A 26,913-nucleotide genomic window follows, 5' to 3' on the forward strand; every position below is an offset into this window, starting at 1 on the left:
CGTGCCACGTTTATAAAGGCATTTATATAAAAAAGGGTGACTGAGATTACCTCAACCACCTTGATAAAAATATCGTCAACAGTATTTTAAACTAATTCTACTACTTCTTTATTTGCTTGTTCTGCAATCCATTGATAAGTTTTGGTGATGCCTTCTTTCAATGATTGAGAAGGTGCCCAACCCAGTTTCTCCTGAATCAGGGCGTTGTCTGAGTTGCGACCACGCACCCCTTGTGGACCCGGAATATTTTTGATAGTTATTTTTTTGCCAGAAATTTCAGCAATCATTTTTGCGAAATCATTAATAGAAATCATTTCTTCTGAACCTATATTCACCGGGCCAGAGAAATCAGATTCCATCAAACGACGTACACCATCTACACATTCATCAACATATAAGAACGAACGGGTTTGCTTGCCATCACCCCAGATTTCGATAGTACCACCGTCTTCTGCTTCAATCACTTTACGACAGATAGCTGCAGGTGCTTTTTCTTTACCACCTTTCCAAGTGCCTTGCGGGCCAAAGATATTATGAAAACGGGCTACTTTTACTGTGATGCCTAAATTGCGTTGGTAAGTAAGATACAGGCGTTCACTGAATAGTTTTTCCCAACCGTATTCGCTATCAGGAGCAGCAGGGTAAGCTGATTCTTCCGAACATTTAGGGTTTTCAGGGTCAAGCTGATTGTATTCAGGATACATACAAGCTGAAGATGAATAGAAGATTTTTTTCACACCTGCCTGTTGTGCTGCATGCAGCATATGTAAATTACAAAGTGCTGAATTGTGCATCACGGCAGCATCATTCTCACCTGTAAAAATATATCCTGCACCACCCATATCAGCCGCTAATTGATATACTTCATCAAATCCACCTTCTAAAACATTTTTACAAACTACCGGATCTGTCAAATCACCAATCACAAAATCATCTGCATTTCCGTTACCGTATTCATTATATTTTAAATCGACTCCTCTTACCCAATACCCTTCACTCTTTAAGCGATTAACCAAATGGCCACCAATAAAACCACCTGCTCCACAAACTAATGCTCTTTTCATAGAAAAATTATGCTATTATTTATAAAATAAACATCTAAATAAAGTACAAATTTAGTGAACGTAGCCGTATAAAAAAAATATTATAGTTTCTGATTTACAGCATTAATCCATATCTCCTTGCCTTCGCAGTTCCAATGAGTATCGCCTACATCATATAGCATTTTTCTTGAAGTGCTGAAAGGTGTATAAATATCGAAGATTGGCATATGTAAAGAAGGGTTTTTCTGAATGCGTTCAATAAGGTGGTTGTATTCACCTAAATCCTTACCCAGAATAGAACTCTTATTAGGTGCAATCGTCAGATATACTTCATCGAAGCCGTTCTGTTTGTAAAAATCGTATGTACGATTGACATTTTCTACCAAAAGCGCAATTTCTTTGTCAGAAATTTTATCAAACGTAGAGGTAATGCCATTCGATCGGGCGTCCAGTTCATAAAAAATGTTCTTTTTGTCTTTCGATACTACCACATTACCATCAGTTCTGTCAAACAATCTGTCATTTAGAATAGCCTTCCATTCTTTAATAGTCAGGAAAAAATCAGATGCAAACAAAACGGACTCATGGCGTTCGGTATTATACCAGAAGTCTGATTTTAACTGTTTCAGCTTCGCATCCAGATTTTGTTTCGTACTTGGTTCTTTAAAAGTCAGGTTTTTATAAGGTGTTGCAAACCGCTCTCTGAAATGGCGTTCTACAGTTTCTATAATCAATACATTTTTCTTAGTTTTGTCTAATTTAATATATGGCTGATGCCCGATAAAGAACCTTTTAAAACTACCACTTATAAAATCCTGAGCTTCGATACGACCTTCTTCTGTAAAACTATCTCCAATCAGATATAGAGCCGTATTAGGTTGACTGACCTCTTTTTTTTCGGATATGCAAGGTTGTTTCAGAACTCTGAATTGTGGTAGATTAGAAAAACGATATAAATCTCCGTAACGATAATCGTCTTTGATTAGTCCTTTTTCGTAGAGCCATTTAGAAATATGTGTCGAGAATCCCAACAACCATAATAAGGAAAAGACGATTAGAGCTGTATATTTTAGTATTTTAGTATTCATTAAAATTATATCCCATTACTATAATTTGTGATTTACTCTAATTTTGAAGAAATATATAGTAGGAAATTTATGGTATTTTGAAACTTCTTTGCAAATATATTTCAAGGTTCCGGAAGGTATTGTGAGAAATATCACAATTAATCCTTGTTAGTTTTAAAACTGAAAATAAATAAACTGATTTGATTCAAATACCCCAAAGAAATAGCAAACTATCATTAAAACGATAAATAATAGATAAAATCTTGGGGTATTTGTAGTATCAATAATTTTATAAAACTTTTCTTTTAATAATAGACCAGCAATGAGTAACCAGCAGAAAATCATTTCAACATTATTTAATGGCGAGTGGATAGTATTGCCATAGTTGCCAAATGAAAATATTTTTTGCAGAATAATTTTTGCATTGGTTAAACCTTTTGCCCGGAAAAATACCCAGGTAAGCATTACTAAAATAAAGGTAAATATCAGATTAATAGGCTTACTTAGAAAGCGGGGTAGGATAGAAGTTTTGAGTTTAAAATATTTATCCCGTATTTGTGCCAGAATGAGATATAAACCATGCAAAGCTCCCCAGATTACAAATGTCCAGGCAGCACCATGCCAAAGCCCACTCATCATAAAAACGAAGAAACGATTGAAATACATACGTTTCTCACCTACTCTATTGCCACCCATTGGAATATACAGATAGTCTCTGAACCAACCCGATAATGATATATGCCATCTACGCCAGAACTCAGAAATGGAGGTAGAAAAATAAGGGGTATCAAAATTTTCCATCAGTTTAAAACCCATAACCCGGGCAGTTCCAATAGCAATATCAGAGTAACCCGAAAAATCACAATATATCTGGAAAGTAAAGAAAATCGTACCTATAAGTAGCGTTAATCCATTATGATCTTGTGGGTTATCGTAGCAATAATCAACCATTAAAGCCAACCGATCGGCTATTACAACTTTCTTGAACATACCCCAGGCAATACGTATCAAACCCTCTTTCAGATTACCAAAATCGTATTTAAAATAGCTATGAAATTGCCATAACAGGTTCTGCGGTCGCTCAATTGGTCCGGCCACCAATTGTGGATAAAACATTACATAAAGTGCATAAATTATAAAGTCTTTTTCAGCTTTCTGATTTCTCCTATAAACTTCAATCGTATAACTCATGGCCTGAAAAGTATGGAATGATAAACCAATTGGGAGCGCAAAGTCTAAGAAAGCAAATGGAGTAGGGGTATCGAATTTTGAAAGAATAATAGCGAGATTGGTATTAAGGAAATTATAGTACTTAAAATAAGCTAAAAAACCAATATTGGTTATAAGACTCAGAATCAACAGCCACTTGCGTTTTTTGCCTGTGGCATCAGCAATAAGGATACCTGCAAAATAATCAACAACAATTGTTACAAATAGGATAAGGATATATATAGGCTTAAAAACGGCATAAAAATAGCAACTTGCCAGGAGCAACAACCAGATTCTGCCCCGATGTGGTAAACTGAAATAAGCTAAAGTAACAACGATAAAAAAGAATATGAACTGTAATGAATTAAATAGCATCCAAAGGGTTTTGTTAGTTCAGAAATCAAGTTTCAAAGTTCACAGTAATTATCAAAGTTTCAAAGGTATTTTTGTAGAGAATATTTATTGGGAGTAAATTTCTAAAAGGATTTTTAAAATGAGTTTTGGAAGATAAAATGAAACCGCTATATTTGCACCCACATTCGGGAAAACACCCGGAATGGATCCGTAGCTCAGCTGGATAGAGCAACAGATTTCTAATCTGTGGGTCGCAGGTTCGAATCCTGCCGGGTTCACATTAATACTCAAGCCGCTTAATAGCGGCTTTTTTGTTTTATATACTTTTAAATTTGTAAATGGAATAAACAAGGTACGTACTTTAATAGTTAATAGTATTCAGACAGAATATTAACTGAAAAAAGTATGAAAACAAACTTAGTATTCGATTTTACGGTAAACGAAGACAACAGTACCGTTGATGTAACACGTGAATTCCCCGCAGACCTCGAAACAGTTTGGGATGCCTGGACTAAGGCCGGACTTCTCGACCAATGGTGGGCTCCAAAGCCCTGGCGGGCACAAACCAAACGATTTGATTTTGAAGAAGGAGGGATATGGCTATATGCTATGATTGGCCCTGAGAACGAAAAGCACTGGAGTAAAGCTAAATATGAGAAAATCAAAGAGAAAAGATTCATTTCATGGAAAGATGCCTTCTGCGATGAAGATGGAGAGGAAAATACTGGCATGGCTGGTTCGTTCTGGACTATTATTTTCAACGAGGAAAATGGAAATACAACAGTTGATATTACTATACAACACGAAAGCTCTACAGATATGCAAGCGGTGCTGGACATGGGCTTTAAAGAAGGCTTTACAATGGGATTAGATAACCTGGAAGAGTTATTGCTGAGAAGATAAGTATTGTTTTATGTTCTTTTGTTTATTGCAAGTCGTCAGTCATTGGCGACTTTTTCTTTTATACTACTTCTCATCATTGTCCTTCACATACACCTGATGCCTCTCATTTTGTTGATTCACAACGATATACACTTGTTTTTTATATCTTTGTATAAATCAACTAAACTCTACCGTTATGCTAAAAAAACTTCTTTTGTTTGCGCTGCTTTTTAGTGGTGCAGTCTACTTAAATAGTTGTCAGAAGTCAGACTCAACACAAAATACAACACTTAGCGAGTATTTTAAAGACTCAACTTCAGGTGTTAAAACCGGAGGTATCCAGATTGTAAGTATTAACACTCCCAACGGGAAATTTAATGTATGGACTAAAAGAATCGGTAATAATCCAGGTATTAAATTATTGGTACTCAATGGTGGGCCTGGTGGTACGCACGAGTATTTTGAATGTATGGAAAGTTTTCTACCTGCCGAAGGTATTGAATTGATTTACTATGATCAGTTGGGCTGTGGTAATTCTGATAACCCAAACGACACTACTTTCTGGCAGTTGCCAAGATTTGTTGAAGAGGTGGAGCAGGTGCGACAGGCATTAAAACTCGACAATACTAATTTTTATCTTCTCGGACATTCCTGGGGAGGGATTCTTGCTATGGAGTACTCATTGAAATACCAGCAACATATCAAGGGTCTTATAATCTCTAATATGATGAGTAGCTGTCCTGAATATGGTAAGTATGCCGATAGTGTTTTAGCACCACAATTCGACCCTAAAGTACTGGCACGAATTAAAGAAATAGAAGCTAAAAAAGACTTCTCCAACCCTGAATATATGGAACTACTCATGCCCAATTTCTACACCAAGCATATCTGCCGCATGCCGCTTGACCAATGGCCTGAGCCAGTAAATCGTACATTCAGCAAGATGAACAATTCGTTGTATGTTACCATGCAAGGCCCAAGTGAGTTTGGTATTGGAGGAAATCTGGCAAATTGGGACCGCAAAGCTCAATTAAAAAATATTAGCATACCAACACTGGTTATCGGTGCCAAACATGATACAATGGATCCTAATCATATGCAATGGATGAGCACACAAGTGCAAAACGGAAGCTACCTGTTTTGTCCGAATGGAAGCCACATGGCTATGTATGATGACCAGCAAACTTATATGGCAGGACTAATTAAATTCCTGAAAGGTACAAATGATGGGAAGAAGAAAGTGGTATTGTAAAACCATAAATCTTTATTTCTGCAAAAACAGCCTCCGATAAGAAGGCTGTTTTTACTTATAATCAAATTTGGATTCAAACCAAATCAAATCTGTCAAGATTCATTACTTTTGTCCAGGCTGCTACAAAGTCTTTGATGAATTTACCTTGCGCATCTGAACTGGCATATACCTCGGCAACAGCTCTGAGTTCTGAATTAGAACCAAAGACTAAATCTGCACGCGTTCCTGTCCATTTTACAGCACCTGTGTTACGGTCACTACCTTCATAGATTTCTCTATCAGGCGATGTCGCTTTCCATGCTGTACTCATATCCAATAAATTAACAAAGAAATCGTTGGTCAGTACACCCGGACGCTCTGTAAATACTCCATGTTTGGATCCATCAAAATTAGTATCTAATACACGCATTCCACCCAACAATACGGTTAATTCGGGCGCTGTCAGTGTCAACAAATGTGCTTTATCTATCAATAGTTCTTCAGTAGAAACCCGCATTTGAGACTTACGATAATTACGGAAACCATCAGCTACAGGCTCTAAGAAACCAACCGATTCTACATCAGTCTGGTCTTGAGAAGCATCCATACGGCCAGGAGTAAATGGAACAGTAATAGCATAACCTGCATCTTTGGCCGCTTTTTCAATACCTGCCACCCCTGCCAAAACAATAAGGTCTGCTATTGAAACCTTTTTATCAGTTGATTGTCCACCATTAAATTCTTTCTGAATGCCTTCCAATACGCTTAATACCTTTTGCAACTGAGTAGGGTTGTTTACTCTCCAGTACCTTTGAGGAGCTAAACGAACACGTGCTCCATTAGCACCCCCGCGTTTATCAGACCCACGGAAAGTAGAAGAAGAAGCCCAGGCAGTAGCAACTAATTCAGATACTGTTAACCCTGACTCCAATACTTTTGCTTTAAGGGCTGTAATATCGTTATCATCAATCAAAGTATGGTTTACTGCCGGAATCGGGTCTTGCCATAGTAATACTTCTTCCGGTACATCAGGACCCAGATAACGAGCGCGTGGGCCCATATCGCGATGTGTTAATTTAAACCAGGCACGGGCAAATGCATCTGTAAAAGCATCAGGGTTTTCAAGGAAGTTTCTTGATATTTTTTCGTAAACCGGATCAAATCTTAAAGCAAGGTCGGTTGTAAGCATACGAGGCAGGTGCTTTTTGGACCCGTCAAAAGCATCCGGTATTATACCTTCTGCATTTTTTGCTACCCATTGGTGCGCACCCGCTGGACTTTTGGTTAATTCCCACTCAAACCCAAATAGGTTTTCGAAGAAATTATTGCTCCATTGGGTCGGAGTAGTTGTCCAAATTACTTCCAGTCCACTTGTAATGGCATCGGCACCTACGCCAGAGGCATAGCTGCTTTTCCATCCTAATCCTTGCAATTCCAGGTCAGCTGCTTCTGGTTCTTTACCTACGTGGGTTGCCGGAGCAGCACCATGTGTTTTACCAAAGCTATGGCCGCCCGCAATTAAGGCAACGGTTTCTTCATCGTTCATGGCCATGCGACCAAAAGTATCACGAATATCCCGCGCAGCAGCAATAGGGTCTGGGTTACCGTCAGGTCCTTCCGGATTCACATAAATCAATCCCATTTGTACAGCCGCCAATGGATTTTCCAGATTGCGGTCATGGTGAATATGGCCATCAGCATTATCATCCGAAGAAACAACGCCATGTTCTTTCGAAACACCATCTGAGCCGTCGGCGTAGCGTATATCTCCACCCAGCCAGGTATTTTCAGAGCCCCAATAGACATCTTCATCTGGTTCCCATACGTCGGCACGTCCACCGGCAAAGCCAAAAGTTTTAAAGCCCATTGATTCCAGTGCTATGTTTCCGGTAAGAATCATCAAGTCTGCCCATGAAATTTTTCTACCATATTTTTGCTTAATTGGCCACAGCAATCTGCGAGCCTTATCAAGGCTCACGTTATCTGGCCAGCTGTTTAATGGTGCAAAGCGTTGTTGGCCTGCACCACCGCCGCCACGGCCATCAGTTACACGATAGGTCCCGGCACTATGCCATGCCATGCGAATAAATAAAGGACCATAGTGCCCGAAGTCAGCAGGCCACCAATCCTGTGAGTCAGTCATCAGCGCGTGAAGATCTTTTTTTACGGCCTCAAGGTCAAGGCTTTTAAATTCCTCAGCATAGTCAAAATCACCATCCATCGGATTTGATTTATCAGAGTGTTGACGCAAGATGCTTACTTTTAGCTGATTAGGCCACCAGTCGCGGTTTCTTGTGCCACCACCTGCAGTATTGTGTTTCATTGTACCATTATGAAACGGGCATTTGCTAATGTCGCCGGATTCTTGTCCCATACTTTTGAAAAGTTTATAGATTTATGAATTGTGATTGTATCTGAATTACTTTGTTTCGTATAAAATTATAAACCTTATACGAAAGCTGAATTATTACAATAGTAATTTTATCAGAGGGTATTATTTATGATAACCATTATGCGCACCCATGATATTTATCCTGTTAGCCATATTCTAAAATAGATTTATGGAAAACCGTTCCTGGGTAGTGTTTTATCTGGCAGTAAAATTATGGGTTTTAATAGTATAATCAAAATCGATAAATTCTATACTTTAATAGATTTTGTCTATACTACTATCTTTTCTTATTTTTAAATTTAAGCATTATAAAATCACACCTTGTATTTCTATTAGCTTATTTTTTAAAGCTACCATAGGCAATTCTAATAAAAAGGTTCCCACCATATTGGTAACCTTTTTAGGTTGCTCTTTAATGGCTAAATAGAATAAAATCAGTCTTTTAAAGTCGTTTCTCAACAAGATTTCAACCGAATTGGTAATCTTTTCTGGGTTCTCTGTCAAAAAGGTTCCCACCATATTGGTAACCTTTTGAGATTCTGCCTAAATGATTTTTACTTTTACAATTTCTGAAAATCTCTGGTGATAAGAAGGGTCAATTGCTCTTCTAAACAACCTTTCTGCCACCTTTATATCGGCCAGACTTTTTCTGTTTCTCACAGACTCCTGAAAGTGCGTATTATTCTGTGTATATTTTTTTATAGTAGTAGAAAACATTCCCAAGAGATTGATGAGGGTCTTACTGATTGCGCCAATCAGGCAATAATCGGCGGCTTGCCATACATATCCGGGGGTATAGTTAGCCAGGCTTTTGTCTCTTCTCTTATTTTCCTCTCTTTTTTCAGTCATATAAATAGTTGTTATGAAAACCGCTACATGCGGACGACTATTTGTCAATTGTTATCCTCTAAATTTCCGGTTTTAGATTGTGCTTTCAAAATGCTTAGCAAGATTTTCGGAATAATCAAACTGTTATGCTTTTCTTCAATATCCCGTACAGTAAAGTCTAAAAAATAGTTCTAAAGGCATGAGCATAAAAATGATAAAGAATCTATCAGAACTTAGTCAAAAGCCTTTCTGAAAAGCTCAGTTTATGAGTATATGGTATTGGTAAATTTTTTTTAAATTTTTACTTTGAAATACAAAGTACTTTTGTTTAACTTTGTGGTGCAAAGTTCTTTGAATAAGCAAACCTGTTTTTTTAAGTAAAATCTCTTATCAGATATGAAAAAGCATTACAAGACTTTTTATTGTTCATTATTTTTAAATGTTCTAAGCCCGACCGAGAGAATGAAAAAGCTTTTCATTGTCTTTTTTCTTATGCTATCATTGTGTAGGGCAGGGTACGGACAGCCAATTGATAAAGCTAAACTTGACCAGTTTTTTGACAGACTTAACGATAAAAACAAGGCAATGGGCAGCCTTGTCATTGCTAAAAATGGCGAAATACAATATGAACGCTTTATTGGTTATGGCATGATTAACGTAAACGATAAAAAACTATTGACTGAGAAGAGTCGGTTCAGAATTGGGTCAATAACGAAGATGTTTACAGCCGCTATAATTATGCAACTGGTTGAGGAAGGAAAATTAAAACTGAATGAGAACCTTGATAGATTTTTACCGCAGATGCCGAACGCTCATAAAATCACTATTCTGCATATACTGAGGCATCGCAGTGGTATTCCTAATGTAAAACGAGTTCAGAATGAACAAGAAAATGTAAATACATTGCCAATAACCAAAGAAGAAATGCTTGCTCTTATTGTCGGAGCCACGCCTGATTTTGAGCCTGATACCAGACATTCCTACAGTAATTCGGCCTATCTTGTTTTAGGTTTTGTCATTGAAAAAATAACAGGTAAATCTTATGAGGAGGTTCTCAATGAAAGAATTATCTCAAAAATCGGGCTCAAAGATACTTATCTGGCAACCGGAAATATAGATGTGACTAAAAACGAAGTGCTTAGTTATATGAATCTTGGAAATGCGTGGAAACAGTTGCCTGAAACACATCCAAGTATGCTTTTCAGTGCAGGTGCTATTGTTTCTACGCCAGCTGAAATGGCTAAATTCATTCAGGCATTGTTCGATGGTAAAATCGTATCAAAGTCAAGTCTTGAGCAAATGATGGTAATAAAAGAAGGCGATGGTTTAGGTATGGAACCTTTTACTTTTGCCGGAAGAACCTTTTACGGGCATACGGGCGGGGTTGACAATTATGGATCATGGTTAGCTTATTTGCCAGAAGAACAACTGGTGTTTTCTTATACCACAAACGCAAAGGTTTATCCAGTGGGTAAAATCCTCGACGGTATAGCCGATATTTATTTTAATAAACCCTTTACAATTCCGACTTTTGAATCATTTGCAGTTAGCACCGAAATTCTTGATAAATATGTTGGAGTTTATGCAAGTATTGAGGCTCCGGTAAAATTTACTATTACAAGAAAAGGAGAGGAAATTTTCTTTAAGCCACCCGGAGAGTCTGCTCCTGTTGCTCTTGAAGCTATCTCAGAAAACAGATTTCAAATAGAGGGGGCGATTGTTGTTGAGTTCGACTCAACAAAAAAACAAATGACAATAAAGCGGCGTAATGGAGAAAGAACATTTATAAAAGAAGATTAAGAAACTGTTTGAGTTAAATTTTGAAAATAAAAAGAGTGATTTTTCATTCAATAAGATTGACTCAAACAGTTTCTAAATAGATAATGAACATAGAATAATTAAAGCAGATACAAAATAAAACTATTATGACAGCGAAAAACAATTTAACAGCCCAAGGTTCTCAGACAAATTTATTAGTAAAACGTGTACTATTGGGTGCTGCACTCGGCTTGGCAATTATATTATTTTTTGTGTTAATTACTAAAAATCCCAAGCCAGAGTGGGGGAAGTACTGGATGATAAGACCATTAATTATTACTCCTTTGGCCGGTGCAATGGCGGGTGTATGCAATCATCTGCTGGATGCTTTACGTAATCAGGGAGGTTCTAAAAAGTTAATAGCCAGCATTCTCATGATAGTTATATATCTGATTGGGTTATGGTTGGGTACTGTATTGGGTCTTGATGGTACTTTGTGGGATTAATATTGTAGATTCTTATAGTTTTAGAAAATTTTTTAACATTTATATTAAATACAATTATGAAAAACATTGCGGGTAAAATCATCGGGTTCGCCATTGGTATGGCTGGTTTTCTCTTTCTTTTCAAGATTCTGATTCTTGATAAAACGTCTCCGGCAGACGAACTTGCTCCGGGGATGGTGATGATTATGGCGGTAATAAGTGGCGTGCTATTTGGATTTACGGGTAATCTGGTTCAAAACTATCTGAGAAAGAGCAAAGCCTGAATTTTAATAAGAATCTGATAGATAAACTTTAAGAAACTGTTTGAGTTAATCTTATTGAACTAAAAAAGTCGCTTTTTGTTCAATACTGCGCTTTAAAAATCCTCATTTAGCTCTGTTAAACTCCGGTTTTTAAATCTTGTCTTGAAGCAAAAATCGCCGCGTCGGCGGACCGCTCTTTTTATTTTCAAAATTTAACTCAAACAGTTTCTAAGAATAATAAAATACTTTACGAATATGACAGCGAAAAACAATTTAACATCACAGAGCTTTATTACTGCTCTGTTAATCAAACGTGTACTGATTGGTGCAGCTATTGGCCTTGCCGTAATTCTCTTTTTTGTATTAAGGGTAAGTCCGAATCACCCCGATTGGGGACAATACTGGTTGGTTCAACCATTGGTCGTTACGCCGCTGGCAGGGGCAGCAGCAGGATTGTGTAATCATTTTCTGGATTTTCTACGCAAAGAGGGTGGCACCCAAAAAATAGTGGCTAATATTCTGGCTGTGCTTATATACATGGTAGGTCTTTGGATGGGCATTGTTTTAGGCTTACATGGCACTATGTGGAATTAAGATTATGTTGAAACTTGATTTTTTGGTGTAAATGCAATCAAGCCTCTTCGGTATTGAAGAGGCTTTTTTATTATTGTAAGATAGCAACCATCATTTAAATATATATGATTGTGCAATACCCAAAAATAGAATGCCGACCCAAATAGATTGTTTATTAAGCCTAAACTGATTTGATTAAGCTTTGAGGAGGGTAACCAAAGTGATTTTTAAAGGCATAGGAGAAATGTGAAAGATTCTCAAACCCTACTTCAATATATACATCGCTGGGTTTCCGTTGTTTCACTACAATATGGTAGTGCGCCAGTTGCAGCCGCTTTTTCTGCAACCATTTTTGTGGGGTAGTCTGATAAATTCTTACAAAATCACGCCTATAAGTAGCCAGACTTCGACCTGTCAGATAAGCAAATCTATTCAGGCTCATATTAAACATATAATGTCGCTCCATAAAATCAGATAAATTGATTTTACCAGGCTCCTCAAAATCGGCTAATATACCATCCACGCTTCTATCAATGGATCTTAGAATACTAATAGCCTCTTTAATCTTAATATCGGCTAAATCTAACGGAAGATTTTCACCCAAATCAAAATAATGAATTAATGAGGCCAGACAACTTTCCAGTAAAGGATGTTTATTGAAACTATATACCTTTTGTAAAGGGTGTGTACGCCCGATAGCTTTATGTGTTGAATAAAAATCCTTTAGTTTTTTCAGAGTCAGATACATAGCCACAGCCTTATGAGGCTTCCCGTCTTTCGGGTAATTAATAACCGTGGTCAGTTGATTACGCGGAATCAGAAATACATCTCCGGCATTAAACGTAAAGACAGCATCTGCTTGTATAATTTTGGTTTCACCAGAGATGAACCATACCAGAATATGATGTTCAAACATCACTTCTGTCTTAAAAAACTTGCCTGTAAACTCTGAGAGTTTAATATCGGGTGCAATATAATGGGTCTCAAATTCCATGGTTCGGTATATGTACAAATTAAACCAAACCGAACGTAATTGCCCGGCCTGGTTTGATGATTTATATTATTCCTCTCTTAATTTACAAGAAAAGAAACTCCTGTCAACTCTTCACTTAATGTCCACAATTGCTTAGCGCTTTCAGCGTCCAGCGAATATGGTTTTACTCCTCGGAGTGTTACAGGGTTATCATAATTGATATTCAGGTTTCCTTCATCGAGTTCGGCAATATCGGCATTTTCACAATAAACCCCTCCAAACCCATTGAGCTGAGGGCTGGTAGCGCACCACACAGTTGTAGCGGCTCCTTGTGGAATAGTTTTGAGTCTGGCAGCTACTTCTGGTTTGATATTTCCGTTTGCATCATGTGTACCCATCTGTTGAAACAAAGCCATTGGAGCAACACGGCCTAAGTCAGTTCCGTTCACCGAGCCCGGATGTAAAGAAAAAGCTCTTACCCGAAAGTCCTTTCCTCGATGGTCTAACTCAACCGTAAAAAGATTATTAGCGGTTTTGGATTGACCATAGCCTTGTAGCGTCTCATACTCCCGGTGCAGAAAATTCGGGTCTTCAAAATTAAACGGTGCCATCTGATGCCCGAATGAAGATACATTAACCACCCTTGCACCGCCATTCGCTTTAAGCGCAGGCCAAAGTCTGGCCGTTAACTGAAAATGTCCCAGATGATTAGTCGCCAGTTGTGATTCATACGCGCGTTTGTCCCGTATTAAAGGCACCCACATAATACCGGCATTATTTACAAGAATATCAAGGGTATGAAAGGACTTTAGAAATCTTTCTGCAAAAGTGTCAATAGAACCAGTATTCATCAAATCCATCGGCTCTATGCTTATATTTGGTATGCCATTCAGGTTCTTAGCTGCTTTTTCTACATCTCTGGCAGGTACAATTACTTTTGCGCCTGCTTCTACAAAAGTCTTTACGGTTTCTAAGCCTATGCCAGCATAGCCACCTGTTACTATGGCTATTTTGCCATTTAAATTGATGCCTTTTATTACATCCTGAGTTGTAGATTGAGCATTAAAGCCCGACTGAATGGGTTCTTGTAGAACTCCGTTGTAATTATCTTTTAATTCCATCTTGTTATTTATTTAATAAGACAAAATTAGCGGATACCTCATAAACGCATTTTGCTCAGAAAGTCAAATTACTTTGTTCTAAGCGTCAAATTTTTTATTAATGGAATAATGCTGAAAAAAAATTTAAATAAAATTTGTGCAAGCAAATGCTTGCATATATATTTGCAAGCAAATACTTGCATATTTTATGGAATCAAGACGAGATGTTTTTCAGGCGATTGCAGACCCGACACGTCGACAGATAATAGAAATGTTGTTAAAGAAACCTTTGAATGTAAATGAAATAGCCGAAAACTTTGATGTTACACGCCAGGCAGTTTCTCTACATGTCAAAATTTTGGCCGAATGCGACCTTATTTTAATAAAAAAACAAGGCCGAGAGCGGTATTGCGAAGTTAAAATAGAAGAACTCAATCAGGTAGCTAAATGGGTGAATTATTGCCGCCAGTTCTGGAAAGAACAATTCGGTGAGTTAGACAAATATCTTACAAAAATACAATCTAATAAACTTTCAGATCATGACAGCACAGAACAATAGTAGGGATTTCGTTATCAGCTATGAGTTTAATGCACCTAAAGCAAAAGTCTTTAATGCATTCAGTACAGCAGAAGCCCTAAACGAATGGTGGGGACCTGTACAAACTAAAAACAGTGTAGTAAGTTTCGAATTCAAATCAGGCGGTATTTTTCATTTTAAGATGGAATCACCCGGCGGAACAAACTACGGAAGATTTGTCTTTGGCAAAATTCAACCCTATGACCTCCTTGAATTTACCAACTCATTTGCCGACGAACATGCCAATGTAGTGCCTGCACCTTTTGATATATCAATACCAGACCGAATCTTTTACCGGATAATTTTTACTGAGAATAATGGCAAAACTACTATTACCATGACTGGCCAGCCTGTTGATGCTACACCAGAGCAGGAAGTAGGATTTATTTCTATTAATAAAGGTATGCAAGAAGGCTTCGGCGCTTCTTTTACTCAATTAGCCACTTATTTAGATAAATCAAATGCTTAAAAAGTAGCGGTAGTTCTCTGACAGCTATCAGAGAACTGCTTTTATACCTGGCTCCAAAGGGGTTTTTCCACTAAAATCTTTTCATGAACAGGGCAGGAGGCAGTATGGGCGCCAGGCAGATAGCCTATGCTCATCAAAAATTCATTCACAATTTCGCCGCCTGTAAAACGGAAAGTTTTCTTAAACAACTTTACCCATTCATCCTTAGTACGTGGGTGATTGGCCTCCAGCCATTTTTCAAATGACCCGTGAGATTGTTGTAAAGTTAGGATTGTTCTGGCATTTTCAATAGCGGCATTGATTTTTAATCGGTTTCTGATAATTCCTGCATCAGCCATAAGCCTATCCCGGTCGGCTTCGGTATAATTGGCTACTATTTCTATGGTAAAATTATCATAGGCCGTTCTGAAAGACTGCTCTTTACGCAGAATAGTCTCCCAACTCAAACCCGCCTGATTGATTTCCAGTATCAATCTGCCAAAAAGCTCATTATCATCATGAATCGGGAAACCGTAATGGTTGTCGTGGTAGTTTTTATGAAGCTCTTTCTGCGCACCACTCATGCGGTCAATAGCAAAGCAATAAGACATTTCGTATAAGGTTTAGAAATGCAAAGATAGACCCTATAAGACAAAAAACGCTACACAAAACGTATAGTTATCTCCGATTTCTCCGCAAGATATTGTCAACGAAATTCAGGCTCAACTGCCATTTAAAAATAAATTCTCACCTGAAACTAAACCATTCTCAACCTTCTTTGTCAAAGCCTGACAATCTTATTTAAAAGCGAATGACCTACAAGACATCTACCTTAGAATCTCCAAAACCGCCGGTAAAGGCAAAAAAAAAGAAGTCTCCTTTTCGTGAATGGCTCGACTCTATTGTGTTTGCTGTTGTTGCAGCCACGCTTATCCGATGGTTATTATTTGAGCCTTATACAATACCCAGTGGCTCTATGGAAAAAAGCCTACTGACAGATGATTTTATTTTTGTGAGTAAATTCCATTATGGTACACGCACTCCGAAAACGATTCTACAGATCCCGTTGACGCATCAGAAAATATGGTTTACTGAGATTCCTTCTTTTTTGGACTGGATTCAGTTACCACAATATCGGTTACCTGGTTTTACGCATGTAAAAAATGGTGATGTTGTGGTATTCAACTATCCGGGTTGCCCTGAAAGGCCTGATGACTTTGGCGGATATGATAAATATCCAGTTGATTTAAGAACTAATTATATCAAGCGTTGCATTGGTATTCCGGGTGATGTTGTTGAAATGCAAGAAGGGCAGACTTTTGTTAACGGGAAGGTTTTCAGTAATACTATAGGAATGCAGATGGAGTATGAAATTGAAACTAATACTCAGGTAAGCGACAAAGTTTTTCAAAAATATGGTATTATTGAGTTTGCGCAGGAACTAAGTGCGGAGGATAAAACTCTTTATTTAGTAAAAGCTACTGAGCAGTCTGTTAATGAAATGAAAAGTCTTGATTTTGTGAAGAACATAACCCCAGTTGTACAAGCGAAAGGGGATATTTCTAACCCTAACTATAATATTTTTCCGTATAACTCAAGCCTATTCCCATACAATCGTGACAATTTTGTTATTACTGTACCGAAGAAAGGTGTTACGATTAAATTAGATGAAAAAAACATTGCTATGTATAAGGGTATCATTACCACTTTTGATGGAAACGATGATGCCAAATACATAAACGGGCAGATTGTGCTCAATGGCAGGCCTATTACTTCTTATACTTTTAAGCAGAATTATTATTTTATGGTGGGTGATAACCGGCATGGTTCTGATGATTCTCGTTTCTGGGGATTTGTGCCCGAAGACCACATTGTGGGTAAAGCCGTGATGGTGTGGATGTCACTCGACAAAAAAGGCAGTTTCTTCAATAAAATCCGTTGGAATCGGCTGTTTAGTATTATCAGATAAAAACCAGAATGCATTTCAGAATATTAAACATAGCATACCGATAAACTCAAATCAAGGTTTCTTGTTTAAAACTATAGAGATAAGGTGCCTTATGCGCTTTGCCGGAATATTGTTTGTCGTGGCGTTGCAGAATATTCAGACTTAGCATTTTGCGTTGAAAAGTGGTTCGGCGTAGCTTTTCTCCTAAGATTGCTTCATATACTTTCTGTAGGTCGTTCATAGTGAACAGGGGTGATAAAAGATTCACTCCAACTAATTTTCTTTCAAGATTATCTCGTAAGGTTTGCAAGGCTTTTTCTACTATTAGCTGGTGGTCTTGCATGAGTGCAGGGAGCTTATTCAGTGAATACCAATCGCACGAGTCAGATAAAGCATCAGGTGTGGGTACTACTTTCTCAAAGTTGATTAAGGCGTAATATGCTATTGAAATAAATCTATCAAGCATCCAGTGATTCTCAGGTACATCATGCCCATTGGCTTCTAATATGGTTTTCATGGCCTCTGGTTGATACCGGGATACATCTCCAAATGTATAAAACTGCTCCAGATAAATATTATCTAATCCGGTTCGTTCTTTCAGTCCTCTTCTTACAGCTGCATTGAGGTCTTCATCAATCTTTACAAATCCACCGGGTAAGGCAAATAAACCAGTATTATGGTATTTCATAATCAGTATTTTAAGCTGGTTACCTGAGAATCCAAAAATCACAGAATCGTAAGCAATATGAGGTAAATATCTTTTCTCTTCCACTTCTCTGAGGTGTGTTTAAATCAGATACGAATATAAATTTTTCAAAAATAAGTATGATTATTTCAAAAAACCAATTATTATTGTCACGAATTGAGACAATAACTAAATTTTATTAAAAAAAATGAAGAAAATATGCTATTTGATTAGCCTGTTTTTTGCGTGTAACATGATGGCACAGGCACAGAATAATAATGCATTTGCCGTACAGACTACTATCGAAAACGGTATAATTGAAGGGAATTATGATACCAAGACAGGTATTCAGACTTATTTCGGGATACCATTTGCCAAACCACCTGTGGGGAATTTAAGATGGAGAGCGCCCCAACCTGTTGAAAACTGGAAAGGAGTAAAAGAAACTAAAAAATTTTCGGCAAGGCCAATGCAGACGGTTGTGTTTGGTGATATGAATTCGCGCTCGAACGGTGTAAGTGAAGATTGCCTTTATCTGAATGTCTGGACACCTGCCAAACGCAATACTAAAGATTTACCTGTATTGGTATATTTTTTTGGAGGTGGCTTTGTGGCAGGTGATGCCTCTGAACCACGTTATGATGGGGAAGCAATGGCAAAAAAAGGAATTGTTGCTGTGACAGTAAATTACCGTTTGAATATCTTCGGATTTTTTGCTCATCCTGAACTAAGCGCAGAAGCACCTTATAAGGCATCTGGCAATTATGGGTTGTTAGACCAGGCTGCTGCCTTGAAATGGGTTCAGAAAAATATTGCTGCCTTTGGTGGAGACCCTAAAAAGGTAACTATAGCCGGAGAATCTGCAGGTTCTATTTCAGTAAGTGCACAAATGGCTTCACCTTTATCAAGAAATTTAATTGCAGGTGCTATCGGTGAAAGCGGCGCAGGTATCAACCCAACACTTGCCCCTGTACCATTGGCAGAAGCAGAGAAAGTAGGGGCAGAGTTTGCAAAAAATGCTGGTTACCCATCGTTAGCAAAATTAAGAGCATTAAGCACCCGAGAGGTTTATGAGATTTATAATGAATCAAAAAGATTCGGTTTCCCTACTGTTATCGATGGCTATTTTTATCCTAAAACCATTCCGCAAATCTTTAATGCCAGAGAGCAGGCACAAGTACCGCTTCTTCTGGGTTGGAACTCGGCCGAAATTCCCGGGGCAGCCTTTATGTTCGGTCAGCCATATAAAGATGATGCTTATATAGCCCGTGTGAAAAAAGAATATCCGAATGATTCAGAGGAAGTGCTGAAATTGTATCCGCATGGGTCAGAGAAAGAAATTGAATTGTCTGCTACAGCTCTGGCTTCTGACCGTTTCATTGCCTACAGTACATGGAAATGGTTTGATCTGCACCGTAACAATAGTTCTCAGCCTGTTTACAGATATTTATATAGCAAAGTGCGTCCGCCGTTGGTTGATCAGACATTGGCATCAGGTTTAGCAGGGGGTACTGTTAAAAAAGATGGTAGTACGCCTAAAGCTCCAGAACCTGTTGGCGCACCTCATGCCTGCGAGATTGAATACTGTATGGGTAATCTGCATTTGATTAAAGAATATGCCTGGACTGCCGATGACTACAAGGTATCTGAAACTATGATGAACTATTTTGCTAATTTTATCAAAACCGGAAACCCGAATGGAGCTAAATTACCTGATTGGCCAGCGGCTAAAGCAGGTGATACAACCCCACCGGTGATGATACTAAACGCAGAATCGAAAACAGAAAACGCCAAAGATGATGCACGTTATCTGTTTTTGGATAAGGCTTACGGAAATAATAAATAAAATATCTTGAATTTTGAATCAGCGTGATTTTGCTGAATGCATTTCAGATTGGAATCTTGAATTGATTTGTCTCTCAAAATCAGGTTAACCGAAATTCAAATATCACTCAATATCTATCCTTAAACAATGAAAAAAATTATCATTTCACTATTAGCATTCTACATTACAGCAGGTGCTTCAGCGCAATTACAAACCGGAGAAGACGTAGCTGTAACTAATACAGATGCCGGTAAAGTCAGAGGCTATGTACATAATAGCATTTACACTTATAAAGGTATCCCATATGCAGAAGCCAAACGTTTTGAGTCTCCACAAAAACCAAAACCCTGGTCTGGTGTTCGTAGCTCTTTGACTTATGGCCCTGTAGCTCCTTTAATGGTACCAACTACAACTGTTCAAGACGAATCAGAATTCGTATTTCATCATGACTGGGGTTATACAAGTGAAGACTGTATGCGCCTTAATGTCTGGACTCCCGGCATTAATGATGGTAAAAAAAGACCAGTATTATTCTGGATACACGGGGGTGGTTTTACAGCAGGTTCATCTCAGGAGCTACCCTCTTATGATGGTGAAAACCTGGCGAAGAAAGGCGATGTAGTGGTAGTATCTATCAATCACCGCCTGAATATCTTAGGCTATCTTGATTTATCAGCTTATGGAGATAAATACAAACAATCGGCAAACCTGAGTATAGTGGATATGGTTGCGGCTCTGGAATGGGTAAAAGCGAATGCAGGCAATTTTGGTGGTGACCCTAATAACGTAACTATCTTTGGTCAATCAGGTGGTGGTGCTAAAGTGAATACCCTGATGGCTACACCGTCAGCCAAAGGATTGTTCCACAAAGCGGTTAATCAGAGTGGGGCATTCCGGACAACACTTTTAGAAAAATCAGATACACAGTTAGTTGGTGTAGAGGTATTGAAAGCCTTAAACATTGAGCCTGGCCAGATTGATAATATACAAAAAGTGGCTTATGCTGACCTGGTAGCAGCGGGAAATAAGGCTCTGAAAATAGTAGGTGATAAACTGAAAGCCGAAGGCAAAAACTTAGGTGCTTTTGGGGGGCTAAGCTGGGGACCAAGCCGTGATGGTGAGTTTTTACCTTATCAGTTTACTGACCCACAGGCAGTGGAATTATCTAAAAATATTCCACTATTGATTGGTACGGTTAAAAATGAATTTATGGCTTCATTATTCAGCGGAATGTCAAATGCAAGTGCTGATAAGGTAAATGATTTTTTGAAAAACAGATATAAAGATAAAACTGATGCTTACATTGCCGCTGTTAAAAAAGCATTTCCAAATGATACAAAACCAACTGATTTGATGGATATTGACATGATGTTCCGTCCTGGTGCTGTTACACAAGCTAAAGCTAAATCTTCGGCTGGCGGAGCACCTGTTTATATGTATCTTTTCGCCTGGCAATCGCCTGTATTAGGAGGGAAGTACAAAGCTCTACACTGCATGGAAATACCTTTTGTATTCAATAATATTGCCCGTTGCGAGGAAATGACAGGTGGCGGCAAAGAGGCCCATGCCTTAGCCGATAAAATGAGTCAATCGTGGATAAACTTTGCCAAAACTGGCAACCCTAATGCAAATGGTCTACCGAAATGGGAGCCTTACACAGCTGAAAAGGGCGCAACCATGTTTTTTGATAATACAAGTACTATCCGCTACCACCATGATAAAGAATTATTAGAAGTAGTGGCGCAACCTTAAAAGTAATCTTCAAACTATGATTTACATGATTGAAGGATTTCGCTGATTGTTTGTAAAAGTGAATTGTAATATTCAGCATTATCATTTTTGAGTAAAAATCTGATTAGTCATTTAGTCAGGTAAATCATTGTTCAAGATTAAAAACAAAACATATTTCATACGCTTGGTTGATTAAATATATTTGATGGCTGAACTTATCAGATTCCGTCAATTAATATTTTGGTTTCTTATTCTTCAGCAGATATATTCGCTGATTCATTCTTAAATAACTCTCTGCTAATTTTTTGGTCAGAGAGTTATTTGTTACAATCAAACTTTCTTACCCCTATGAAAAAAGTACTTCCGATATTAGTATTCCTGTGTCATTGGGTAGTCTTTAGCGAAGCTAAGATTATCAGAATTGTGATTGATAAGACTGAACCTTATGCCAACGGTAAACTATTTGGTAAAACCGGAAAATATGAACGGTTAACAGGGAGAGCTTTCGGAGAGGTAAGTCCTACAGATATACACAATGCTATTATACAAGATATTGCATTAGCACCTCTCAACGAGAGAGGAATGGTAGCATATGAAATGGAATTTGTACTCTTGAAACCTGTTGACCTAAGCAGGAGCAATCATCTTTTATTTTATAATGTCCCTAATCGTGGTAATATTTTTCCGGCAGATACTACACTTCTGAAAAGAGGATATATTTATCTGTGGGGAGGTTGGCAAGGAGATATTATTGGTGATAACAAACTGAAAATTAAAGTTCCGATCGCTACTGAAAATGGTAAAGAGATTATCGGGAGACTCCACGCTGAACTGATTGTAAGTGAAAATACACCTACGCAAAATCTCAGTGGGGGTGCTTTTAGTGCACAATTTCACAAAGCTTATGAAACTGTTTCGTTAGACAACGCAACTGCCATCTTGACCAGACGTATTCATGCTTCTGATGAACCTATCAGAATACCAGATTCGGACTGGGCTTTTGCTGATTGTAGTAAAGAAGTATTTCCGGGCAAGCCCAGTACCACTCAGGTTTCAGTAAAAGGTGGCTTTACCCCTGATTATATTTACGAATTAGATTATACAGCCAAAAATCCCCTAATTCTTGGGTTAGGATTTGCTGCAACCCGCGATATTGTGTCTTTTTTCAGATATACTCAACAAGCTGAAAATCCATTAGCTAATCAAACTGAAGCAGCTATTGCGGTAGGCGTATCGCAATGTGGTAATTTTCTGCGCAGTTTCCTACATTTAGGTTTCAATGCAGATGAAGATAATAAACCTGTTTTTGAAGGGATGAATGTACATATAGGCCCAAGAAGAATTACGCTCAATGTTCGGTTCGGTCGTCCAGGTGGCGGAGGTATGCAACACGAAGAAGTGTTTTTTCCGGGTAATGAACCACCATTTACCTGGTCAAGTACTTTAGATCCTCTTTCAGAAATAGAGGGAGGTATTTTAGATGCCTGCCAGAGGCAGGGTTTTATGCCTAAAATTATGCATACCTTAAGTTCAACAGAATACTGGCAATCCCGTATGTCATTGCGTACTACTGATGTTTATGGTACTACAGATCTGAGGATACCTGAAAATGTAAGAATTTACTTATTTTCAAGTACTCAGCATACGCCGGCTTTTAACTCAAATATTAATAAACTAACAGGATTCCCATCAAACCCGAACTCTTATATGGATTCATGGAGAGCCTTGCAGATAGCTTTAGAACAATGGGTTTTAACCGGGAAGATGCCTCCAAAAAGCATTTATCCTACTATAGGTAGCAAAACCTTGGTTAGAGCGAATGAAATCGGTTGGCAAACTATGTTTAATGTGCCTTTCAGAGGTTTGGTGAACGAATTGCAGGTAAGGGATTTCGGCCCACAATTTGACGAAAAAATGATGTCAGGTATCGTCGGCGAAAATCCGGTGGTGAAACATGATAAAAAATATACTGTATTAGTGCCAAAAGTAGATAAAGATAATAACGAAACAGGTGGTTTAGCTTCTCTTACCTTACGAGTTCCTTTAGGGACTTATACTGGCTGGAGCTTACGCAAAGCTGGTTATGGAGAAGGCGATCTGGCGGTTTTAGAAGGTATGTATATACCTTTTGCCCGAACAAAAGCTGAGAGACTGGTAAATAGTGATACACGTTTATCTCTGGAGGAACGGTATCAATCAAATGAAAATTATGTAAAAAAGGTAAAGAAAGCAGCAAAGAGAATGGTGAAACAAAGGTTGATGTTGCCAGAAGATGCGGACCGGGAAATTAAGAAAGCAGAAAACTTGAAATTGTTTTAATGCCGGGAATTATTGAGTTGGATGACTGGCCGGATTTTGGCTTCGGCTTCACCACGGAGAACCCTTTTACATTTTTGGGTGATACTGAGACAAAGACATTTTCAAAAGATACCTGCCACATTAAAGTCTAAGAAACTGTTTGAGTTAATCTTATTGAATGAAAAATCACTCTTTTTATTTTCAAAATTTAACTTAAACAGTTTCTAAAAGAATAATTTTTATTAACCTAATTTTAAAACCTTACTATGCTTGCCCTTTCAGGATTTGCAACCATTATTGTTTTTTTATTTTTAATAATCACAAAAAGGCTGTCGGTTATCACTGCCTTAGTTATCATTCCTATTATGTTCGGACTGATTGCTGGTTTTAATCCTAAGGAATTAGGCGAGATGATGCTAACGGGTATCAAACAAGTGGCGCCAACGGGTATTCTGTTAATGTTTGCGGTTTTATATTTTGCAACCATGCTTGATGCAGGATTATTTGACCCTGTTATCGCTTTTATTATTCGCTCCGTAAAAGGTGACCCTATGAAAGTTATCATCGGAACGGCTATCCTGACTATGATTGTGCATTTAGATGGTGATGGTACTGCTACTTTTATGATAGTTCTTTCTGCGTTTCTGCCAATTTATAAACAATTAAAAATAAATCGACTGGTGTTGTCGGGGATAGTAGCTCTTAGTGTGGGGCCATTGCATTTAGTTCCCTGGTCGGGTACTTCTGCAAGAGCTATTTCAACACTCAAATCTGATGCAGTACATATATTTAATCCTAATATTCCGGCTATTTTTGGAGGTATTATCTGGGTTTTGTTTGTAGCGTATATTCTCGGTAAAAGAGAGCGTAAACGTTTGGGAGTTCTTGATTTTGAATATAATCATCAAAAAAACCTTACTGATACACAGAAAGAATTAAGAAGGCCCAAACTGATATGGGTTAATGCTATGATGACTATTGCATTGATTATTACGCTGATGAAAGGGTGGGTTCCTGCGCCTGTTTTATTCGTAATTGCCAGTATGATTGCCTTGTTAGTGAACTATTTCAAATTATCTGACCAGCAAAAGGTATTGAAGAGTCATGGAACAAATATATTCATGGTATCGAGTATGATATTTGCCGCAGGTATTTTTTCAGGTATCCTTACGGGTTCTAAAATGATAGAGGCAATGGCAACTACTTTAGTTTCTTTTATACCTGAGCATCATGCAGGCTGGCTACCTACCCTGACAGCATTGACAAGTATGCCAGCAAGTATGCTTTTTACACCTGATGCCTATTATTTTGGGGTAGTGCCTGTTCTGAGTCAAACTGCTACCCAATTTGGTATTGACCCATTAGAAATTGGTCGGGCAGCTTTGCTTGGACAAATGACTGTGGGTTTTCCACTGAGCCCTTTAACTGCATCGACGTTTCTATTAATAGGTTTGTCGGAGGTTGAATTAGGCGAGCATCAGAAATTTATCTTTAAATGGGCGTGGGGCACTACGATTGTAATGACTATTGTTGCTTTATTGACGGGTTCATTGCATATTTAAACAGGTAGCTATGAAACAAAAAATAAGAATAGGTTGTGGCGCAGGGTTCTCTGGCGATAGATTGGAGCCTGCTATTGTGCTTGCAGAAAAAGGGGGGCTTAATTATCTGGTGTTGGAATGTCTTGCGGAGCGCACCATCGCACTGGCACAAAAACGTAAACTTCAAGACCAATCCAAGGGGTATGACCCATTGCTTGAAAGGAGAATTGATAGTCTGTTGCCACTATTGATTCAGAACAATATTTGCCTGATTACGAATATGGGTGCGGCCAATCCTATAGCTGGAGCAAAGAAAATCGTAGAAATAGCCCAAAAGAAAGGCTTATCAATAAAAGTAGCAGCAGTTTATGGTGATGATGTTTTTGAGTATATCTCTCAAGATACATTGGCTATTGAAACAAGCGAGCCTTTAATACAAAGTGGAGAGTTAGTTTCTGCCAATGCTTATTTAGGGGTTGAAGGTATTCTATCAGCCTTGCAAGCAGACGCGCAGATTATAATCACAGGCCGTGTCGCCGACCCATCCTTATTTCTTGCCCCTATGATACATGAATTTGGTTGGAAGACGGATAATTATGATTTAATGGGCAAAGGAACAGTAATAGGGCATTTATTGGAATGTGCCGGACATATCACAGGTGGTTATTTTGCCGACCCTGTGAAAAAGCCAGTGGAGGACATGGATAAGTTGGGTCATCCCTTTGCGGATGTGTTTGAAGATGGATCGGCTATTATCAGTAAAGTTGAAGGAACTGGTGGGGTGGTAAATTTACAAACTGCCAAAGAACAGTTGTTGTACGAAGTGATTAATCCGCACGAATACTATACACCTGATGTAATCGCTGATTTTACGACAGTTTATCTCAAAGAAATAGGAGAGAACCAGGTACAGGTAACAGGAGGAACCGGTACACCCAAACCACAAGCCTATAAAGTAAGCGTTGGCTACAAAGCCTTTTATTTAGGAGAAGGAGAAATTGCCTACGCTGGCGCATCAGCTTTAGAGCGAGCAAAATTAGCTGGAGAAATCATTGGAAAAAGACTTAAAAGCCAGTTTCATGATTTAAGAATTGACTATATAGGCAGCAAAGCTATTCACAGAACTAATTTTGGTAACACTGCAATTCCTTATGAAATACGATTAAGAGTGGCAGGAAAAGCCAGTAACCCAACTGATGCAGCCTTAGTAGGTGAAGAAGTAGAAGCCCTATACACCAACGGCCCGGCCGGAGGCGGAGGTGCAAGGAAATATGTAACAGAGGTAATGGGCATAGTATCAACTCTGATAGACAGACAAAATATCCAACCCCAAATACAAGTATTTGAATCTTAGTTAATCACCATTCACCAATTTGCTATTCATTATTCACAATTGAAACATGAAACTTTATGAAATAGCTCATAGCCGGGCAGGAGACAAAGGCAATACACTTACACTTTCTCTGATTCCATATAAAGAATCTGATTACCCTATGCTTTGCAAAACTGTAACTGCTGAGACTGTTAAAAATCATCTATCCGCGATTGTATCAGGTGAAATCATTCGGTATGAATTGCCGAATATTCATTCTCTACTTTTTGTTTGCCATAATGCGCTTTTAGGGGGTGTGACTACTTCACTAGCGATTGATACGCATGGGAAGGCTTTGAGTTATGCATTGTTAGAGATGGAGGTCTGAAT

The 26,913-nt window shown here is 38.3% G+C and carries 25 protein-coding genes and 1 tRNA gene; 16 read left to right on the forward strand and 10 right to left on the reverse strand.

Translation table 11 applies throughout. The features are described from left to right. Window positions 1–86 precede the first annotated feature (86 nt). The 3 genes from H1R81_RS04180 to H1R81_RS04190 form a co-directional block, all read right to left on the reverse strand. On the reverse strand, window positions 87–1,064 hold the full coding sequence (locus tag H1R81_RS04180) for an NAD-dependent epimerase/dehydratase family protein (protein ID WP_181839410.1): 978 nt from the start codon (window positions 1,062–1,064) through the stop codon (window positions 87–89). Between the two features lie 80 nt (window positions 1,065–1,144). Next, window positions 1,145–2,131, reverse strand: coding sequence for a hypothetical protein (locus tag H1R81_RS04185; protein ID WP_181839411.1), 987 nt, complete (start codon window positions 2,129–2,131; stop codon window positions 1,145–1,147). Window positions 2,132–2,284: 153 nt separating this feature from the next. Next, window positions 2,285–3,694 (reverse strand): MBOAT family protein, encoded by a 1,410-nt coding sequence (locus H1R81_RS04190; RefSeq protein ID WP_181839412.1) that lies wholly within the window; start codon window positions 3,692–3,694, stop codon window positions 2,285–2,287. A 183-nt stretch (window positions 3,695–3,877) separates the two neighbouring features. Between H1R81_RS04190 and H1R81_RS04195 the strand changes: the two genes are divergently transcribed. The 3 genes from H1R81_RS04195 (at window position 3,878) to H1R81_RS04205 (ending at window position 5,807) form a co-directional block, all read left to right on the forward strand. Next, a tRNA-Arg gene (locus H1R81_RS04195) sits at window positions 3,878–3,951 on the forward strand. A 127-nt stretch (window positions 3,952–4,078) separates the two neighbouring features. Next, window positions 4,079–4,576, forward strand: a complete 498-nt coding sequence (locus H1R81_RS04200) for an SRPBCC domain-containing protein (protein ID WP_181839413.1) — start codon at window positions 4,079–4,081, stop codon at window positions 4,574–4,576. A gap of 175 nt (window positions 4,577–4,751) precedes the next feature. Further along, window positions 4,752–5,807: a proline iminopeptidase-family hydrolase gene (locus H1R81_RS04205; RefSeq protein WP_181839414.1), complete on the forward strand. Its 1,056-nt coding sequence runs from the start codon at window positions 4,752–4,754 to the stop codon at window positions 5,805–5,807. Window positions 5,808–5,880: 73 nt separating this feature from the next. Here H1R81_RS04205 and katG read toward each other — a convergent pair whose 3' ends face one another. From katG to H1R81_RS04220, 3 genes are all read right to left on the reverse strand, one after another. Then, on the reverse strand, window positions 5,881–8,160 hold the full coding sequence (gene katG / locus H1R81_RS04210; RefSeq protein WP_181839415.1) for a catalase/peroxidase HPI: 2,280 nt from the start codon (window positions 8,158–8,160) through the stop codon (window positions 5,881–5,883). A 324-nt stretch (window positions 8,161–8,484) separates the two neighbouring features. Next, on the reverse strand, window positions 8,485–8,697 hold the full coding sequence (locus H1R81_RS04215) for a hypothetical protein (protein ID WP_181839416.1): 213 nt from the start codon (window positions 8,695–8,697) through the stop codon (window positions 8,485–8,487). Between the two features lie 24 nt (window positions 8,698–8,721). Continuing rightward, window positions 8,722–9,027 carry a hypothetical protein gene (locus H1R81_RS04220; RefSeq protein ID WP_181839417.1) on the reverse strand — a complete coding sequence of 102 codons (306 nt, stop codon included), beginning with the start codon at window positions 9,025–9,027 and terminating at the stop codon, window positions 8,722–8,724. A gap of 441 nt (window positions 9,028–9,468) precedes the next feature. Between H1R81_RS04220 and H1R81_RS04225 the strand changes: the two genes are divergently transcribed. From H1R81_RS04225 to H1R81_RS04240, 4 genes are all read left to right on the forward strand, one after another. Further along, window positions 9,469–10,806, forward strand: a complete 1,338-nt coding sequence (locus H1R81_RS04225; RefSeq protein ID WP_181839418.1) for a serine hydrolase — start codon at window positions 9,469–9,471, stop codon at window positions 10,804–10,806. A gap of 125 nt (window positions 10,807–10,931) precedes the next feature. Continuing rightward, a complete protein-coding gene (locus H1R81_RS04230; RefSeq protein WP_181839419.1) occupies window positions 10,932–11,270 on the forward strand; it encodes a potassium transporter KefB in 339 nt (112 codons plus the stop codon). A 56-nt stretch (window positions 11,271–11,326) separates the two neighbouring features. Beyond that, window positions 11,327–11,533, forward strand: a complete 207-nt coding sequence (locus tag H1R81_RS04235; protein ID WP_181839420.1) for a hypothetical protein — start codon at window positions 11,327–11,329, stop codon at window positions 11,531–11,533. 234 nt (window positions 11,534–11,767) lie between these two features. Continuing rightward, entirely contained in the window at window positions 11,768–12,106 is a 339-nt protein-coding gene (locus tag H1R81_RS04240) for a potassium transporter KefB (protein ID WP_181839421.1), read from the forward strand. Window positions 12,107–12,266: 160 nt separating this feature from the next. Here H1R81_RS04240 and H1R81_RS04245 read toward each other — a convergent pair whose 3' ends face one another. Together H1R81_RS04245 and H1R81_RS04250 are read right to left on the reverse strand one after the other, a co-directional pair. Then, on the reverse strand, window positions 12,267–13,079 hold the full coding sequence (locus H1R81_RS04245; protein WP_181839422.1) for an AraC family transcriptional regulator: 813 nt from the start codon (window positions 13,077–13,079) through the stop codon (window positions 12,267–12,269). Window positions 13,080–13,156: 77 nt separating this feature from the next. Continuing rightward, window positions 13,157–14,179 (reverse strand): SDR family NAD(P)-dependent oxidoreductase, encoded by a 1,023-nt coding sequence (locus H1R81_RS04250; protein WP_181839423.1) that lies wholly within the window; start codon window positions 14,177–14,179, stop codon window positions 13,157–13,159. 187 nt (window positions 14,180–14,366) lie between these two features. On the opposite strand from H1R81_RS04250, the gene H1R81_RS04255 reads away from it, so the two are divergent. Then, the gene (locus tag H1R81_RS04255) at window positions 14,367–14,717 is read left to right on the forward strand and encodes a helix-turn-helix transcriptional regulator (RefSeq protein ID WP_181839424.1); all 351 of its coding nucleotides are present in this window, start codon (window positions 14,367–14,369) and stop codon (window positions 14,715–14,717) included. Further along, the gene (locus H1R81_RS04260; protein ID WP_181839425.1) at window positions 14,698–15,204 is read left to right on the forward strand and encodes an SRPBCC domain-containing protein; all 507 of its coding nucleotides are present in this window, start codon (window positions 14,698–14,700) and stop codon (window positions 15,202–15,204) included. The genes H1R81_RS04255 and H1R81_RS04260 overlap by 20 nt, the downstream gene beginning before the upstream one ends. A 41-nt stretch (window positions 15,205–15,245) precedes the next feature. Here the strand turns inward: H1R81_RS04260 and H1R81_RS04265 are convergent, their stop codons facing one another. Continuing rightward, window positions 15,246–15,794: a DNA-3-methyladenine glycosylase I gene (locus H1R81_RS04265; RefSeq protein ID WP_181839426.1), complete on the reverse strand. Its 549-nt coding sequence runs from the start codon at window positions 15,792–15,794 to the stop codon at window positions 15,246–15,248. A gap of 200 nt (window positions 15,795–15,994) precedes the next feature. On the opposite strand from H1R81_RS04265, the gene lepB reads away from it, so the two are divergent. Further along, a complete protein-coding gene (gene lepB / locus H1R81_RS04270; RefSeq protein WP_181839427.1) occupies window positions 15,995–17,152 on the forward strand; it encodes a signal peptidase I in 1,158 nt (385 codons plus the stop codon). 46 nt (window positions 17,153–17,198) lie between these two features. Here lepB and H1R81_RS04275 read toward each other — a convergent pair whose 3' ends face one another. Beyond that, a complete protein-coding gene (locus tag H1R81_RS04275) occupies window positions 17,199–17,903 on the reverse strand; it encodes an NrtR DNA-binding winged helix domain-containing protein (protein ID WP_181839428.1) in 705 nt (234 codons plus the stop codon). 121 nt (window positions 17,904–18,024) lie between these two features. Between H1R81_RS04275 and H1R81_RS04280 the strand changes: the two genes are divergently transcribed. From H1R81_RS04280 to H1R81_RS04305, 6 genes are all read left to right on the forward strand, one after another. Beyond that, window positions 18,025–19,662 (forward strand): carboxylesterase/lipase family protein, encoded by a 1,638-nt coding sequence (locus tag H1R81_RS04280; RefSeq protein WP_181839429.1) that lies wholly within the window; start codon window positions 18,025–18,027, stop codon window positions 19,660–19,662. 126 nt (window positions 19,663–19,788) lie between these two features. Continuing rightward, window positions 19,789–21,393, forward strand: coding sequence for a carboxylesterase/lipase family protein (locus H1R81_RS04285; protein ID WP_181839430.1), 1,605 nt, complete (start codon window positions 19,789–19,791; stop codon window positions 21,391–21,393). Window positions 21,394–21,720: 327 nt separating this feature from the next. Next, window positions 21,721–23,691 (forward strand): alpha/beta hydrolase domain-containing protein, encoded by a 1,971-nt coding sequence (locus H1R81_RS04290; RefSeq protein WP_181839431.1) that lies wholly within the window; start codon window positions 21,721–21,723, stop codon window positions 23,689–23,691. Window positions 23,692–23,936: 245 nt separating this feature from the next. Then, window positions 23,937–25,232 carry a CitMHS family transporter gene (locus tag H1R81_RS04295; protein ID WP_181839432.1) on the forward strand — a complete coding sequence of 432 codons (1,296 nt, stop codon included), beginning with the start codon at window positions 23,937–23,939 and terminating at the stop codon, window positions 25,230–25,232. Window positions 25,233–25,242: 10 nt separating this feature from the next. Next, the gene (locus H1R81_RS04300; protein WP_181839433.1) at window positions 25,243–26,565 is read left to right on the forward strand and encodes an acyclic terpene utilization AtuA family protein; all 1,323 of its coding nucleotides are present in this window, start codon (window positions 25,243–25,245) and stop codon (window positions 26,563–26,565) included. A 46-nt stretch (window positions 26,566–26,611) separates the two neighbouring features. Next, the gene (locus H1R81_RS04305) at window positions 26,612–26,911 is read left to right on the forward strand and encodes a hypothetical protein (RefSeq protein WP_181839434.1); all 300 of its coding nucleotides are present in this window, start codon (window positions 26,612–26,614) and stop codon (window positions 26,909–26,911) included. Window positions 26,912–26,913 lie beyond the last annotated feature (2 nt).

Source organism: Emticicia sp. BO119, assembly GCF_013912375.1.
Classification (GTDB): Bacteria; Bacteroidota; Bacteroidia; order Cytophagales; family Spirosomataceae; genus Emticicia.

Bases quoted from the DNA above. Each gene is read 5' to 3' on its own strand.
- H1R81_RS04200 (WP_181839413.1), top strand. From the start codon at position 4,079: ATGAAAACAAACTTAGTATTCGATTTTACGGTAAACGAAGACAACAGT.
- H1R81_RS04230 (WP_181839419.1), top strand. From the start codon at position 10,932: ATGACAGCGAAAAACAATTTAACAGCCCAAGGTTCTCAGACAAATTTA.
- H1R81_RS04255 (WP_181839424.1), top strand. From the start codon at position 14,367: ATGGAATCAAGACGAGATGTTTTTCAGGCGATTGCAGACCCGACACGT.
- H1R81_RS04305 (WP_181839434.1), top strand. From the start codon at position 26,612: ATGAAACTTTATGAAATAGCTCATAGCCGGGCAGGAGACAAAGGCAAT.
- H1R81_RS04295 (WP_181839432.1), top strand. From the start codon at position 23,937: ATGCTTGCCCTTTCAGGATTTGCAACCATTATTGTTTTTTTATTTTTA.
- H1R81_RS04280 (WP_181839429.1), top strand. From the start codon at position 18,025: ATGAAGAAAATATGCTATTTGATTAGCCTGTTTTTTGCGTGTAACATG.
- H1R81_RS04300 (WP_181839433.1), top strand. From the start codon at position 25,243: ATGAAACAAAAAATAAGAATAGGTTGTGGCGCAGGGTTCTCTGGCGAT.
- H1R81_RS04190 (WP_181839412.1), bottom strand. From the start codon at position 3,694: ATGCTATTTAATTCATTACAGTTCATATTCTTTTTTATCGTTGTTACT.
- H1R81_RS04220 (WP_181839417.1), bottom strand. From the start codon at position 9,027: ATGACTGAAAAAAGAGAGGAAAATAAGAGAAGAGACAAAAGCCTGGCT.
- H1R81_RS04250 (WP_181839423.1), bottom strand. From the start codon at position 14,179: ATGGAATTAAAAGATAATTACAACGGAGTTCTACAAGAACCCATTCAG.
- H1R81_RS04265 (WP_181839426.1), bottom strand. From the start codon at position 15,794: ATGTCTTATTGCTTTGCTATTGACCGCATGAGTGGTGCGCAGAAAGAG.
- H1R81_RS04290 (WP_181839431.1), top strand. From the start codon at position 21,721: ATGAAAAAAGTACTTCCGATATTAGTATTCCTGTGTCATTGGGTAGTC.
- katG (WP_181839415.1), bottom strand. From the start codon at position 8,160: ATGGGACAAGAATCCGGCGACATTAGCAAATGCCCGTTTCATAATGGT.
- H1R81_RS04180 (WP_181839410.1), bottom strand. From the start codon at position 1,064: ATGAAAAGAGCATTAGTTTGTGGAGCAGGTGGTTTTATTGGTGGCCAT.
- H1R81_RS04185 (WP_181839411.1), bottom strand. From the start codon at position 2,131: ATGAATACTAAAATACTAAAATATACAGCTCTAATCGTCTTTTCCTTA.
- H1R81_RS04240 (WP_181839421.1), top strand. From the start codon at position 11,768: ATGACAGCGAAAAACAATTTAACATCACAGAGCTTTATTACTGCTCTG.
- H1R81_RS04215 (WP_181839416.1), bottom strand. From the start codon at position 8,697: ATGGTGGGAACCTTTTTGACAGAGAACCCAGAAAAGATTACCAATTCG.
- H1R81_RS04225 (WP_181839418.1), top strand. From the start codon at position 9,469: ATGAAAAAGCTTTTCATTGTCTTTTTTCTTATGCTATCATTGTGTAGG.
- lepB (WP_181839427.1), top strand. From the start codon at position 15,995: ATGACCTACAAGACATCTACCTTAGAATCTCCAAAACCGCCGGTAAAG.
- H1R81_RS04260 (WP_181839425.1), top strand. From the start codon at position 14,698: ATGACAGCACAGAACAATAGTAGGGATTTCGTTATCAGCTATGAGTTT.
- H1R81_RS04235 (WP_181839420.1), top strand. From the start codon at position 11,327: ATGAAAAACATTGCGGGTAAAATCATCGGGTTCGCCATTGGTATGGCT.
- H1R81_RS04205 (WP_181839414.1), top strand. From the start codon at position 4,752: ATGCTAAAAAAACTTCTTTTGTTTGCGCTGCTTTTTAGTGGTGCAGTC.
- H1R81_RS04245 (WP_181839422.1), bottom strand. From the start codon at position 13,079: ATGGAATTTGAGACCCATTATATTGCACCCGATATTAAACTCTCAGAG.
- H1R81_RS04285 (WP_181839430.1), top strand. From the start codon at position 19,789: ATGAAAAAAATTATCATTTCACTATTAGCATTCTACATTACAGCAGGT.